General features: G+C 62.2%; 15 protein-coding genes. 6 read left to right on the forward strand and 9 right to left on the reverse strand.

The window, feature by feature from the left end:
* Positions 1-8 precede the first annotated feature (8 nt).
* Positions 9-242: a BolA family transcriptional regulator gene (locus X730_RS153345; RefSeq protein ID WP_010909092.1), complete on the forward strand. Its 234-nt coding sequence runs from the start codon at positions 9-11 to the stop codon at positions 240-242.
* A gap of 12 nt (positions 243-254) precedes the next feature.
* On the opposite strand, the gene X730_RS153340 is transcribed toward X730_RS153345, so the two are convergent.
* Positions 255-1,061: a phosphodiester glycosidase family protein gene (locus tag X730_RS153340; protein ID WP_245261343.1), complete on the reverse strand. Its 807-nt coding sequence runs from the start codon at positions 1,059-1,061 to the stop codon at positions 255-257.
* 163 nt (positions 1,062-1,224) lie between these two features.
* On the opposite strand from X730_RS153340, the gene grxD reads away from it, so the two are divergent.
* Positions 1,225-1,560, forward strand: coding sequence for a Grx4 family monothiol glutaredoxin (gene grxD / locus X730_RS153335; protein ID WP_023669102.1), 336 nt, complete (start codon positions 1,225-1,227; stop codon positions 1,558-1,560).
* A gap of 117 nt (positions 1,561-1,677) precedes the next feature.
* Positions 1,678-2,946 (forward strand): multidrug effflux MFS transporter, encoded by a 1,269-nt coding sequence (locus tag X730_RS153330; protein ID WP_023711497.1) that lies wholly within the window; start codon positions 1,678-1,680, stop codon positions 2,944-2,946.
* A gap of 63 nt (positions 2,947-3,009) precedes the next feature.
* Here the strand turns inward: X730_RS153330 and X730_RS1000000168610 are convergent, their stop codons facing one another.
* The 4 genes from X730_RS1000000168610 to rpsD all read right to left on the reverse strand — a co-directional run bounded on the left by X730_RS1000000168610 (position 3,010) and on the right by rpsD (position 5,932).
* The gene (locus X730_RS1000000168610; protein ID WP_245259853.1) at positions 3,010-3,243 is read right to left on the reverse strand and encodes a hypothetical protein; all 234 of its coding nucleotides are present in this window, start codon (positions 3,241-3,243) and stop codon (positions 3,010-3,012) included.
* A gap of 259 nt (positions 3,244-3,502) precedes the next feature.
* The gene (locus X730_RS153320; RefSeq protein ID WP_023684879.1) at positions 3,503-4,330 is read right to left on the reverse strand and encodes an inositol monophosphatase family protein; all 828 of its coding nucleotides are present in this window, start codon (positions 4,328-4,330) and stop codon (positions 3,503-3,505) included.
* A complete protein-coding gene (ttcA, locus tag X730_RS153315; protein WP_023669106.1) occupies positions 4,320-5,207 on the reverse strand; it encodes a tRNA 2-thiocytidine(32) synthetase TtcA in 888 nt (295 codons plus the stop codon). The genes X730_RS153320 and ttcA overlap by 11 nt, the downstream gene beginning before the upstream one ends.
* A 107-nt stretch (positions 5,208-5,314) precedes the next feature.
* On the reverse strand, positions 5,315-5,932 hold the full coding sequence (gene rpsD, locus X730_RS153310; protein ID WP_023669107.1) for a 30S ribosomal protein S4: 618 nt from the start codon (positions 5,930-5,932) through the stop codon (positions 5,315-5,317).
* 381 nt (positions 5,933-6,313) lie between these two features.
* On the opposite strand from rpsD, the gene X730_RS153305 reads away from it, so the two are divergent.
* Entirely contained in the window at positions 6,314-6,514 is a 201-nt protein-coding gene (locus X730_RS153305) for a hypothetical protein (protein WP_023826164.1), read from the forward strand.
* Between the two features lie 83 nt (positions 6,515-6,597).
* On the opposite strand, the gene X730_RS153300 is transcribed toward X730_RS153305, so the two are convergent.
* Entirely contained in the window at positions 6,598-6,786 is a 189-nt protein-coding gene (locus X730_RS153300; RefSeq protein ID WP_023684876.1) for a DUF3008 family protein, read from the reverse strand.
* Positions 6,787-6,948: 162 nt separating this feature from the next.
* Between X730_RS153300 and X730_RS153295 the strand changes: the two genes are divergently transcribed.
* On the forward strand, positions 6,949-8,331 hold the full coding sequence (locus X730_RS153295; RefSeq protein WP_023826165.1) for an RNB domain-containing ribonuclease: 1,383 nt from the start codon (positions 6,949-6,951) through the stop codon (positions 8,329-8,331).
* An 84-nt stretch (positions 8,332-8,415) separates the two neighbouring features.
* Here the strand turns inward: X730_RS153295 and murI are convergent, their stop codons facing one another.
* From murI to X730_RS153280, 3 genes are all read right to left on the reverse strand, one after another.
* Positions 8,416-9,204, reverse strand: a complete 789-nt coding sequence (gene murI, locus X730_RS153290; RefSeq protein ID WP_023684874.1) for a glutamate racemase — start codon at positions 9,202-9,204, stop codon at positions 8,416-8,418.
* A 145-nt stretch (positions 9,205-9,349) separates the two neighbouring features.
* Complete coding sequence (locus X730_RS153285; RefSeq protein ID WP_023826166.1) at positions 9,350-9,958, reverse strand: hypothetical protein; 609 nt, start codon at positions 9,956-9,958, stop codon at positions 9,350-9,352.
* Between the two features lie 81 nt (positions 9,959-10,039).
* Positions 10,040-10,888, reverse strand: a complete 849-nt coding sequence (locus X730_RS153280; RefSeq protein WP_023690202.1) for an RNA methyltransferase — start codon at positions 10,886-10,888, stop codon at positions 10,040-10,042.
* A 216-nt stretch (positions 10,889-11,104) separates the two neighbouring features.
* On the opposite strand from X730_RS153280, the gene X730_RS153275 reads away from it, so the two are divergent.
* On the forward strand, positions 11,105-12,316 hold the full coding sequence (locus X730_RS153275; RefSeq protein WP_023669114.1) for an NADP-dependent isocitrate dehydrogenase: 1,212 nt from the start codon (positions 11,105-11,107) through the stop codon (positions 12,314-12,316).
* Positions 12,317-12,326: the final 10 nt, after the last annotated feature.

A 12,326-nucleotide genomic window follows, 5' to 3' on the forward strand; every position in this document is an offset into this window, starting at 1 on the left:
ATTTTGCCATGGCAATGGATGCCCACGACATCGAAAAACTGATCAAGGACGGCATTCCGGACGCCAAGGTGACGATCCGCGACCTCGCCGGTGACGGCGATCACTATGCAGCCGAAGTGGTGGCCGAAAGCTTCCGCGGAAAGAGCCGCGTCCAGCAGCACCAGATGGTCTATGATGCGCTGAAGGGCAATATGGGCGGCGTGCTGCACGCGCTGGCGTTGCAGACCAGTGTGCCGGACTGACGCCAGGCTGGCCTAGCGCGTCGGCGGCTGGCTTGCCAACACGGCAATGATCGGCCCTGCCGGATATCTTCCGCCGACAATCATCCTGTCGCCATCCGAAAGCGCGGAGACCGCGCCGTCGAGGAACAGCGCGTTGCGGCATTGTAGCGCGTCGCGGAACAGCCGCGCAAAGCTGCCGAAACTTACCTCAGACCGCGAGATCGCCAGCAAAACGGTGTTTTCATCGCGCACGCCGACGCCGTTGCGGACGTAGCGCGAGGTTCCGTTCGGCTCGAAGCGTGGATGAATCTGGCCATCGATCACCAGCATCGGGCCCGACTGCGTGGCGAAGGCGACATCGGGTTTGGCGGCGGCATAGGCGTTGCTTTCCATGACAGCCGCCTTGCCGTCCTTGCCGACCAGAAAGACGCCGTTCGGCTTCAGGAAGAAATTGCCTTCGCCGTCGGCAAGATTGAGCCGTGACTTTTCGCTGCCGTCCTCGACCAGCAGGCCGACCGGCGACAAATCCTCGTGATACATGCCGCCATTCATGGCGAGCAGCACCGGCCTCCCCTCGCCCGCAACCGCCTTGTCGAAGGCTTCGAGCGAACCAAAAGGCTTGCCATCGGCGCCGGCGTGGAAAACACCGATGATGTCGGCGCGAAGATCGGTCTCGCAGACGACATAGGTCACCGCCTCGAAGGCGACATTCCGGCAAGGCGCGGGCAGGTCACCGCCAATGACCAGCGGCGGCGGCTCCGGGCGTCTCGGCCACCAGACAACGGCAATCGCCGCCAGCAGGATGGCGATCGGAAGGGCGGCGCCATATCGTCTTTTCATCATGTTCCGAAGGTTGCAATCGGCTCGGATGCTTGGCCCAAGACAGGCGATCCTTTGCGCCATTTCCGCGACGGCGGCGCAAACATCTTGTTTCGGCCCATCTATGGGTTTATTTGATGGCTATGCTTCGAGCCTGACTCCCACAGGCGTGAAAGGATATCTCATGAGCGGCATCAACGACTACATCGACAGCGAAGTGAAGGGCAACGACGTCGTCCTTTTCATGAAGGGCACGCCCGGTTTTCCGCAGTGCGGCTTTTCCGGCCAGGTCGTCCAGATCCTCGATTACATCGGCGCCGACTACAAGGGCGTCGACGTGCTGACCTCGGCTGAACTGCGCCAGGGCATCAAGGAATATTCGAACTGGCCGACGATCCCGCAGCTTTACGTCAAGGGCGAATTCGTCGGCGGCTGCGACATCATCCGCGAAATGTTTCAGGCGGGCGAGTTGCAGACGTTGCTCGTCGACAAGGGCGTCAGCGTCAAAGCGACAGCCTGATTCTGAGTTGAGACGGGGCAGCCTCGCCCCGGCAAAATGTTACCTCCCCCTATCGAGTGAGGACGAACTTATGCGCCGGCATGCCGGCGCATATTCGTTTTGAAGATCGGACCCGCCGTGGACCAGCCAGCAAAAGCGCCGCAACAGGCACGCAAATTGCCTATTCCGCGCTGGGAATTCATCGCGCTGTGCGCGGCACTGATGGCGTTGAACTCGCTGGCCATCGACATCATGCTGCCGGCGCTGCAGCAGATCGGCGCCACGCTCGGCGTCGAAAATGAAAACCACCGCCAATATGTGATCACCGCCTATATGCTCGGCTTCGGCGGCGGACAGCTTTTCTTCGGGCCGATTTCGGACCGGTTCGGGCGCCGCGCGCCATTGGTCGCCGGGCTGGCGATCTATGTCGTGGCGGCTGCGGCCGCGGCCATCGCCCCGTCCTTCGCCATCCTGTTGCTGTGCCGGCTTGTGCAAGGCATCGGTGCTGCCGCCACACGCGTCATCGCCGTCTCGATCGTGCGCGATACGTTCGACGGCCGGCGCATGGCCGAGGTGATGTCGCTGATCTTCATGGTGTTCATGGCCATCCCGGTGATCGCGCCCGGGATCGGCCAGGTCATCATGCTGTTCGCAACCTGGCACTGGATCTTCGTCACCATGGCGGTCGGGGCGCTGATCGTGTCGGCGTGGTCGCTGCTGCGCCTGCCGGAGACTCTGCATCCCGAACATCGCCGGCCGTTGACTGTCTCTTCGGTGATCGACGGCTTCCGCATCGTGCTCACAAACCGCCTCACGCTCTGCTATGCTTTCGCCAGCACCTTCATCTTCGCCGCCATGTTCGGCTTCATCATCTCCGCGCAGCAGATCTATATCGACATCTTCCACGTCGGCGAGCTATTCCCGGTCATCTTCGCCGGCGTTGCGGGCGTGCTGGCCTTCTCGAACTACCTCAACTCGCGGCTGGTCGGACGGGTCGGCATGCGCCGGCTGTCGCAAGGCGCGCTGCTTCTGTTCCTGTGCATCAGCCTTGCCTGGCTGGTCGTCTCGCTCGAAATGAACATGCCGCTCTGGCTGTTCATCACCTTCTTTGCCTCCGCGATGCTGCCTTTCGGCGGGCTCGGCGCGAATTTCAACGCGCTCGCGATGGAGCCGCTCGGCCAACTGGCGGGCACCGCGTCGTCCATCCTGGGCTTCATGCAGACTTTTCTCGGCGGCATCCTCGGCACGCTGATCGGCCAGGCCTTCAACGGCACGGTGACGCCGCTTGCCGCCGGCTTCTGCAGCGTCTCGGTCGCGGCCCTGCTGATGATCCTGATCGCCGAGCGCGGCAAGATGTTCCAGCCGCACAACCCACCCATTTCAGGGCACGTCACCGACCTGCATTGAGCAACTGTTCTGCGCTACGAGTTTTATTTGTCTCAGACCGCAGCCACCTTCAAGCGACGCGTTTCAGGATGCGCCGCCAATCACTGCCGTGAAACGAGGGAACAGCGGGCGCCCTGCGATGGCGCCACCCATGCTGTCCGACAGCGGCATCGGCAGAGCCTTGTCGAGCGCTTCGAGCACGGATGACACAAAGACCCGGTTGAGCGAGGCATCATCTCCCATATGGGAGAAAGTGGCGCGCGGTTTGCCCATCAGCGTGCCGTTTTTGCGAATTGAGAAACTCAGCGTCAGGGTCATGCCAGCACTTCCAGGCGGCGGCTGCCAACAGGCAAAGATCGCGTCGAACATTTCGTCGATGGTGTCGATGGGATCGGGGCTACGACACGCGCGCTCCTGCGATCGTGCCTCAGTGGCGCAGGCGACCAGGGCAAGTGCAAGTGCCGTTGCGACAATTGCGGACCGATGTTTCATTTCGCGGCTCCGGCTTCGCGAGAGATTGGACCACTATAACAGAGCCAATATACTTGACGAAAGCGTCTACCGGCAGTTGGACCGACTATTGCGCCCAGAGTTCCCTGCGCAACTCCTGCCAGCTTTCCTTGTCCGGGGCGACAAGAATGCCGCCGTCGATATGCGAGGGCAGATAGGCGCTACCGTCGATCCGCGCGGTGTAGCCGCCGGCCTCGGCGTGGATCAGCACACCGACCAGATGGTCCCACGGCATCAGTTTGTTGTAGACGACGAAATGGGCATGGCCGCTGGCCAGAAGACGGTATTCATGTGCCGCGCAGCGATAGCCGAACTGCGACAGGGTCTTGGTCTGGTTGCGCGCCAGGAGCGAGCGTTGCGGTTCCGCCAGATATTGCCAGGAGACGGAGCCGGTCATCTGCGAGATCGGCACGGCATCGGCGACGTGCACCGTCTCCAGCGCGCCATGCGCATGGCGGATATGGCTGCCGGCGCCCTTGGCGCCGATCAGCCAGTCCCGGCCTACGGGGTCATGGATGATACCGGCGACGGTTTCGCCCTTGACGACGACGCTCAGCATGACGCCGAAGAGCGGCACGCCGGAGGCGAAGTTGAAGGTGCCGTCGACCGGGTCGACGACGAAGGCGAGGTCGGCATCGCCGAGCCCCTGAAGCAGCGCCGGATTGTCGGAACAGGCTTCCTCGCCGACGATCATCGCCGTGGGATAGCGCTCGCGCAGCCTGGCCGTGATCAGCCGCTCGGCGTTGATGTCGGCCTCGGTCACCAGGTCGGCAGCCGAGGTCTTCTGTCTGATGTCGCCCTCGCCCAGCCGGCGAAAGCGTGGCATGATTTCGGCCCTGGCTGCATCGGCGAGAAGCTCGGCCAGCCAGTCGATCGCTTGGTCGTCAAATATCATCGGAAATGTCTTGTCCTGTGCTGAGGCTGCCATTGAGGGCGGCAAAGTCGAACAGCTTTCTGTCGAGCAGATGCGACGGCCTGGTGTTGGACAGCGCGCGCAGCATCGTATCCTTGCGGCCCGGCATGCGCTTTTCCATATCGTCCAGCATCGCCTTCATGGCGTTGCGCTGCAGGCCTTCCTGGCTGCCGCAGAGATCGCAGGGAATGATCGGGAATTTCATAGCGGCGGCGAATTTTTCCAGATCGACCTCGGCGCAGTAGCTCAGCGGCCGCAGCACCATGACGTCGCCGTCGTCGTTGAGCAGCTTTGGCGGCATGGCGGCAAGGCGGCCGCCATGGAACAGATTCATGAAGAAGGTTTCGAGAATGTCCTCGCGGTGGTGGCCGAGCACCAGCGCCGAACAGCCCTCCTCGCGCGCGATGCGATAGAGATGGCCGCGCCGCAGCCGCGAGCACAGCGAACAATAGGTGCTGCCCTGAGGCAGCTTGTCGGTGACCACCGAATAGGTGTCCTGATACTCGATGCGATGGGCAATGCCATGCGCATCGAGGTAGTCGGGCAAAATGTGCTTCGGAAAATTCGGCTGGCCCTGGTCGAGATTGCAGGCCAGCAGCTCGACCGGCAGCAGCCCGCGCCATTTGAGATCGAGCAGCACGGCCAGCAGCCCGTAGGAATCCTTGCCGCCGGACAAGGCCACCAGCCAGCGGTCGCCGGGCCTCGCCATGGCGAAATCCTCGACCGCCTGACGGGTTAACCGCAACAGCCGCTTACGCAGTTTGTTGAACTCGACGGAAGACGGCACGTCGGCAAACAGCGGATGGAAGCCGCCTTCAGCAATCGGTTCAACTGTTTCGATGTCTGCCAGCATGTTCATGGCTTGTCGCTTTCCATAGCCGAGAGTGCCGGATTAGCGGACATGGCCGACAAAGAAAAGGCCGCCTCGACGGGCGGCCCTTTCCAGTATCGCAGAAAAGCGATCGCTTAGCGCGAATAGAATTCGACGACCAGGTTCGGCTCCATCTGCACGGCGAACGGAACATCGGCCAGGCCGGGGATGCGCGAGAAGGTCGCGACCATCTTGTTGTGATCGACTTCGATATAGTCCGGCACGTCGCGCTCGGCGAGGCCGACCGCTTCCAGCACGATGACCAGCTGCTTCGACTTTTCGCGCACTTCGACGACATCGCCCGGCTTGCAACGGTACGAGCCGATGTTGACGCGCTTGCCGTTGACGTTGACGTGGCCGTGGTTGACGAACTGGCGAGCCGCGAAAATGGTGGGCACGAACTTGGAGCGGTAGACGACCGCGTCGAGACGCGACTCGAGCAGGCCGATCAGGTTCTCGGAGGTGTCGCCCTTGCGGCGATCAGCCTCTTCATAGACTTTGCGGAACTGCTTTTCGGAGACATCACCATAGTGACCCTTCAGCTTCTGCTTGGCGCGCAGCTGCAGGCCGAAATCGGAAAGCTTGCCCTTGCGGCGCTGGCCGTGCTGGCCGGGGCCGTATTCACGCTTGTTGACCGGGGACTTCGGGCGGCCCCAGATGTTTTCGCCGAGACGGCGGTCGATCTTGTACTTCGCGGATTCGCGCTTGCTCATCGCATTCCCTTTCAAAACAAACCACCCGGAGCCTCATGGTCCGGGTGAAGGAAACGCGCCCTCCTCTGGCCTCCGTTTTCGAGGCCTGACAGGGTTTTCCCACGCAACGCGGCGGAAAACCCACGGGACACGTCAGTCTAGACAAAACCCAGGAAACGATAAACCTGCTTTCCCGGGCTTGCCATGCAAAAGAAACAACCGGGCATTGCGGCCCGGTGTTGGTGCGCTCGTTAAACGGAGATTTGAGCAGAGTCAAGCGCGTCGCTGGCGCTGGGCCCGGCAACCATATCACGTCTTTGGCGTTGAGTGCCGGATGCGGCGGGAGGTTGTTGCGCCGACGGCATTTAGGAAGGGACTGGAGCCAAAGGAGCCCGAAGTCGCATGAAGAAGTTTTTCCTCTCGTTGGTCGGTGCAGCCGTCCTGGCCGGGACGATGTCGATCGCCGTGCCCGAGCCAGCGATGGCCAAGCACTGGCAGGGCCACAAGCATCGTCAGACCTGCCATGTCGTGGTGAAGAAGAAGGTCATCTGGCGGCATGGCCACAAGAAGGTCATCCGCTACAAGGTGAGGCGCTGCTGGTGACGTCAGGGGTTTCGGGCTTGGCCTGAATCGAAGAAGCCCGTGGTTTCGGCCACGGGCTTTGTTTATCAACTCGGTTCAAGGTTTCAGTCTGCCGATTTCTTCTCCGGCAGGCCTTTGCGCTTGGTCTCCGCGAATTCCTCGAGCTGTTTTTCGCTCATCGAATTGTACATCGACTTCGACGCGCCTTGAAGCTCGCTCTTCCTGGTCTCGCCGCGCTTGGCCGACAGGGCTGCGCCAGCGGCCTTTTGCTGTGCTTTTGAGGTTGCAGGCATATCGGCTCCTCCTTTGCTGCCAGGGGAAGAAACGTTGCGCTCCGGCGACGGTTCCAGCGGTGGCGGTCAACTTCCGTTCCGCGCTCATGCCAGCCCATGGTCGGCCGGCACTGCCGGCAAAACCACCTTCCCGTGCCCGCAACGCCGGTGTAGGACGGCGCCATGAAATCGTTGAACGATCCCTCGCAGGCACTCGCTACCGGCCTCGCGAAAATCCGCACCGAGTTCCATGTGCCGGAGGGATTTCCCCCTGATGTAATGGCCATGGCACAGACGGCGGCCAGGCGCGTGCCCGACCAGCATGCCGACCGCACGGCGATGCCTTTCGTGACGCTCGATCCCGCGGCTTCCACCGATCTTGACCAAGCGTTTTCGATCGAAGCGAGCGGTAGCGACCTTCTGTTGCACTATGCGATTGCCGACGTAGCCTGGTTCGTCGCGGACGGCGACGCGGTGGATCGCGAAGCCTGGGCGCGGGGCGAAACCCTGTATTTGCCGGACGGCAAGGCCGGGCTCTATCCCCGGGTCATTGCCGAGGGCGCCGCGAGCTTGCTGCCCGGCGCTCCGCGTCCGGCTGTCATCTTCACGGTCCGGATTGCCGAGGACGGAGCGGTAAGGCTGGATGGCGCGGAGCGGGCAATCATTCAAAGCCGCGCCAAGCTCGCCTATGACAGCGTGCAGGCCGCCGACGTCCCAGTCGGCTTCGCCGAAATCGCGCGGCGCATGGCGGCGGCCGAAGACCGTCGCGGCGCTTCGCGCGTCGACCCGCCCGAGCAGGAGGTGGAACAGCTTGCCGATGGCACGTTCCAGCTTGCGTTCAGACCGCTGCTGCAATCCGAGCAAGACAACGCAGCACTTTCGCTGGCCGCCAACATGGCGATTGCCGACGCCATGCTGGCACACCGGACCGGCTTGTTCCGGGTGATGGCGCCGCCCGATGCTTCCAAAGTACAAAGACTGCGCAGCGCGGCACGGGCCTTAGGCCTGTCCTGGCCTCCTTCGACCAGCCTGTCCGACTATCAGCGAACCCTCGATCCGACCAACATGCACCAGGCAGCGCTGATGCTGGAAATCCGCCGCGCCGGCTCCGGTGCGTCCTACCAACCCTATGAAGAAGGCGTTGTCCCCTGGCACGAGGCGATGGCCGCGACCTATGCCCACGCCACCGCGCCCCTGAGGCGGCTGGCCGATCGCTACGTCGTGCGCTGCGTGCTGGCCATCGCCAACGGCCAGCCGGTGCCGCAAGCCGTTACCGAGGCGTTTTCCAGACTGCCGAAGGTGATGGGCCGCGCAGGCGCCCGCGCCTCGCAGATCAACCACGCGGCCATCGACCTTGCCGAGGCGGTGATGCTGAGGGGGCGCATGGGTAAAACATTCAAGGCCGTCGTCACCGACGTCGGTGATCAGCGTGTGCGCGTTCAGCTCTCGGACATGCCTGTCGTTGCGAATGTGAAGGCCTCAGGGTTCAGGCAGGGCGATGGCCTGACGCTAAGGCTTGTTTCGGCCGATCCGGATCGGCGCGTCATTGTCTTCGAGCCTGTCTAAAGCGCGTCGGCGACGCGCTTTACTTTTTTTGCTTTTATGCATGTCGTTGTCCCAAAACCGCTGCGCACTTTTGGGCGACATGCATTAGCGCGCGCTCAATCCAAAACCCTGCATCAGCCGGCTGATGGCGAAGTCCGCCTTTCCCGAGGTAAAGACGGCGATGTCGGGCTCGCTTTGCGGCAATGGCCCGTCGACAGCCGGAAGCAGCGACAGAGCACGCCGCGCAATCGCTTCGGCCGGGTCGATCCAGTCGACCGGCCAGGGCGCGGTCTTGCGCATGCGATTGGCCAGGAACGGATAGTGCGTGCAGGCGAGCACGACGATGTCCGTGCGCAAATCGTCATGCTGGACGAAACACGGTGCGATCTCGGCACGCACGGCCTCCTCGTCGACAAAGCCCTCGCGCATGTAGGCCTCGGCCAGTCCGGCGAGATTGTTGCTGCCGACCAGCCGCACATGGCATTTCTGCGCCCATTTGCCGATCAGGTCGCGCGTGTACTGGCGCTTCACCGTGCCCGGCGTCGCCAGCACCGAGACCAGCCCGGACCGGGTGCGCTCGGCCGCCGGCTTGATCGCCGGCACGGTGCCGACAAAGGGATGGCCAGGGAATTTTTCCCGCAACGCATCGATCACCAGCGTCGAAGCGGTATTGCAGGCGACGACCGAAATTTCCGGATCAAAACGGTCGAGCAGCTTGGCGAAGAGCTCGACTATATGGGCCTGCAGCGCCGGCTCTTCCCAGGCGCCGTAGGGAAAGGCCTTGTCATCGGCGACGTAGACGAAGCGCCGGTCAGGCATCAGCACGCGCGCTTCGCGCAGCACGGTCAATCCGCCAACGCCGGAATCGAACATCAGTATCGGACGGTGGCTCATTGATAAGGACCATGAAAGAGGCTGGATCAGAAGGCTTGGCGGTCATTGGCCAATGCCGTTCTATCTGCAACCATCATGGCCTTGAAGTGGCGAATGTCAGCAAGTTCTTAGCAAAGCCTGCGAAGACGACCTTGCCTCGATTGCTCTAGAGCCCGCGCTTGCCGAAGCCGGCGGGCCGAGGACGGCCCAAAGGTTGGGCGGACGGCACCGAGCGCGTGGCCGGTGTGGCGTTGCGCATGGAAGACTGTGCCGTGCTGCTGGCCATCCGGCCGGATCCCGCAGGCATGGGCGTATCGCCATCGAAATCGAATACCGATGTCAGTTCCTCGATATTGATGCCCGCCACCGGCTTAGCCACCAGGATCGTGCACCAAAGGCCAAAGATCGACAGCGCAAGCAGGTTGAGACCGCTGGACGTGCTTTCCGGATTGTTGAAATCGATGACCAGCAGCGTGCCTGCCTGCAGAAAGGCGTAGATGGCGCAGAACACGATGTAGGACCACAGGATCCAGGCTTTGCCGCTGGCGTCGCGGCTGCGTCGCCAGGCGATGTTGGCACGCATGACCATGGCCAGGAGTGAAACGACCAGAACCGCGCCTGCCATCCCTTGCCGCGATGGACCGGGCGCCGAGTTGACCAGCCCCTCAAAGCCGATCGTGCCAACGATGCACAGCACAGCAAGAACGGCCTCGAGCAGGGCTACGCCGAGCGAATAGAAGAAGAAGCGCATACGGCCGATTTTGGACGTGAACATTTGCCACCCCACCGTTTTGACAACAATGGACGAGAGGCAAATAAAATTCGGTTACTTCAGCCGTTCGAAGCTTAGCGATTTCTAATCTTCTTTGTCTGCCTGGCGTTTTCGCGCAGCGGCCGGCAAACGCCTTGGATCGTCTCCCGGCGAGCCGTCACCGCGCGGCATGGCCGGCGAAAACCGGTCGAGCGACGAGATGATGCCACGCAGCACTTTCAGTTCCGGCTCGGCGAAACCGGCGCGCGTCAAGACGGCGCGCAGATTGTCGACCATCTTGGGTTTCTTGGGCGCCGGGCGGAAATAGCCGCGCGCTTCGAGCGCGCCTTCGAGATAGGCAAACAGCCCGTGCAACTCTTCCTTGCTTGCCGGCTTCATTTCAGGGCTGGAGAAATTGGTCGCCGTCTCGTCTTCCAGGCCCGACTTCATCCATTCATAGGACATCAACAGCACGGCCTGGGCGATGTTGAGCGACGAAAAGCCGGGATCGACCGGGAAGGTGACGATCTCGTCGGCCAGCCCGACCTCGTCATTGTAGAGCCCAAAACGCTCGCGGCCGAACAAGATGCCGGTGCGCAGGCCGGCCATCTGACGCGCCCTCAGCGCCCTGCCCGCTTCGACCGGACCACGCACGGGTTTGAAGCCGTCGCGCTCCCGCGCCGTGGTGGCGAAGACGAAGTTGAGGTCGGCGACGGCGGACGCCAGGTCGCCGAACACTGTTACGGCATCGATGACATGGTCGGCGCGGCTGGCGGCGGCGCGCGCCTTCTCGCTCGGCCAGCCGTCACGCGGGTTGACCAGTCTCAGTTCGGCAAGGCCGAAATTGGCCATGGCGCGCGCAACCATGCCGATGTTCTCGCCGAGCTGCGGCTCGACCAGGATGATCGCCGGCCCGGCGGCGGATGCGTTTTCAGGATGATCGACGGCGGACATGATCTCAATGAACTGCTGTTTGCGGCATTTCAGCGTTCCCTGCCACATCCGCTCGGCAAAATGAAGCTTTTGCAAACACCGGTCGCGGCACAGACGACCCATTCTGCACGGATGGTCGTTTGCGCGGCCAAATAGGCTTTGATATACGCTCCGCATACCCGGCCGAAGCCATGCGGGCGAGGCCGTTTTGTTCCCCAAAAGCGAGGCATTCTTTTCATGGCGAAGATCAAGGTGGCGAACCCGGTCGTCGAGCTCGACGGCGACGAGATGACCCGCATCATCTGGCAGTTCATCAAGGACAAGCTGATCCACCCTTATCTCGACCTGAAGCTCGAATATTACGACCTCGGCGTCGAGCACCGCGACGCCACCAACGACCAAGTGACCATCGATTCGGCCAATGCCATCAAGAAATGGGGCGTCGGCGTGAAATGCGCGACGATCACGCCCGACGAGCAGCGCGTCGAGGAATTCAAGCTGAAGAAGATGTGGAAGTCGCCCAACGGCACCATCCGCAACATTCTCGGCGGCACCATTTTTCGCGAACCGATCATCATGAAGAACGTGCCGCGCTTGGTGCCGGGATGGACCAAGCCGATCATCGTCGGCCGTCATGCCTTCGGCGACCAGTATCGCGCCACCGATTTCCGCTTCCCCGGCAAGGGCAAGCTGACCATCAAGTTCGTCGGCGAGGACGGCAAGGTGATCGAGCATGACGTGTACGACGCACCCGGCGCCGGCGTTGCCATGGCGATGTACAATCTCGACGACTCCATCCGCGAATTCGCCCGCGCCTCGCTGAATTACGGCCTGCTGCGCAATTATCCGGTTTATCTCTCGACCAAGAACACCATCCTCAAAGCCTATGATGGCCGCTTCAAGGACATTTTCCAGGAGGTCTACGAGGCTGAATTCGAGGCCGAGTTCAAGGCGAAGAAGCTGTGGTACGAGCACCGGCTGATCGACGACATGGTGGCCTCCGCCCTGAAATGGTCTGGCGGCTACGTCTGGGCCTGCAAGAATTATGACGGCGACGTCCAGTCCGACACGGTGGCGCAAGGTTTTGGCTCGCTTGGCCTGATGACCTCCGTGCTGATGACGCCGGACGGCAAGACGGTGGAAGCGGAGGCCGCGCACGGCACCGTGACGCGCCACTATCGCCAGCACCAGAAGGGCGAGGAAACCTCGACCAATTCGATCGCCTCGATCTTCGCCTGGACGCGCGGCCTCGCCCACCGCGCCAAGCTCGACGATAATGCCGAGTTGAAGCGATTTGCCGACACGCTGGAGAAGGTCTGCATCCAGACGGTTGAGAGCGGCTTCATGACCAAGGACCTGTCGCTCTTGATCGGTCCCGACCAACCATGGCTGTCGACCACCGGCTTCCTCGACAAGATCGACGAGAATTTGCAGAAGGCGATGGCGTAAGCCGGCAGCC

Origin of the sequence: Mesorhizobium sp. L103C131B0, assembly GCF_000502275.1 — a bacterium.
Lineage (GTDB): Bacteria > Pseudomonadota > Alphaproteobacteria > Rhizobiales > Rhizobiaceae > Mesorhizobium.

What these genes read in the sequence shown, in the direction of transcription:
- X730_RS153320 (WP_023684879.1), bottom strand. Translation starts at nt 4,330, where the DNA reads ATGATATTTGACGACCAAGCGATCGACTGGCTGGCCGAGCTTCTCGCC.
- ttcA (WP_023669106.1), bottom strand. Translation starts at nt 5,207, where the DNA reads ATGAACATGCTGGCAGACATCGAAACAGTTGAACCGATTGCTGAAGGC.
- X730_RS153340 (WP_245261343.1), bottom strand. Translation starts at nt 1,061, where the DNA reads ATGAAAAGACGATATGGCGCCGCCCTTCCGATCGCCATCCTGCTGGCG.
- X730_RS1000000168610 (WP_245259853.1), bottom strand. Translation starts at nt 3,243, where the DNA reads ATGACCCTGACGCTGAGTTTCTCAATTCGCAAAAACGGCACGCTGATG.
- X730_RS153300 (WP_023684876.1), bottom strand. Translation starts at nt 6,786, where the DNA reads ATGCCTGCAACCTCAAAAGCACAGCAAAAGGCCGCTGGCGCAGCCCTG.
- X730_RS153275 (WP_023669114.1), top strand. Translation starts at nt 11,105, where the DNA reads ATGGCGAAGATCAAGGTGGCGAACCCGGTCGTCGAGCTCGACGGCGAC.
- grxD (WP_023669102.1), top strand. Translation starts at nt 1,225, where the DNA reads ATGAGCGGCATCAACGACTACATCGACAGCGAAGTGAAGGGCAACGAC.
- murI (WP_023684874.1), bottom strand. Translation starts at nt 9,204, where the DNA reads ATGAGCCACCGTCCGATACTGATGTTCGATTCCGGCGTTGGCGGATTG.
- X730_RS153305 (WP_023826164.1), top strand. Translation starts at nt 6,314, where the DNA reads ATGAAGAAGTTTTTCCTCTCGTTGGTCGGTGCAGCCGTCCTGGCCGGG.
- X730_RS153345 (WP_010909092.1), top strand. Translation starts at nt 9, where the DNA reads ATGGCAATGGATGCCCACGACATCGAAAAACTGATCAAGGACGGCATT.
- X730_RS153285 (WP_023826166.1), bottom strand. Translation starts at nt 9,958, where the DNA reads ATGTTCACGTCCAAAATCGGCCGTATGCGCTTCTTCTTCTATTCGCTC.
- X730_RS153280 (WP_023690202.1), bottom strand. Translation starts at nt 10,888, where the DNA reads ATGTCCGCCGTCGATCATCCTGAAAACGCATCCGCCGCCGGGCCGGCG.
- rpsD (WP_023669107.1), bottom strand. Translation starts at nt 5,932, where the DNA reads ATGAGCAAGCGCGAATCCGCGAAGTACAAGATCGACCGCCGTCTCGGC.
- X730_RS153295 (WP_023826165.1), top strand. Translation starts at nt 6,949, where the DNA reads ATGAAATCGTTGAACGATCCCTCGCAGGCACTCGCTACCGGCCTCGCG.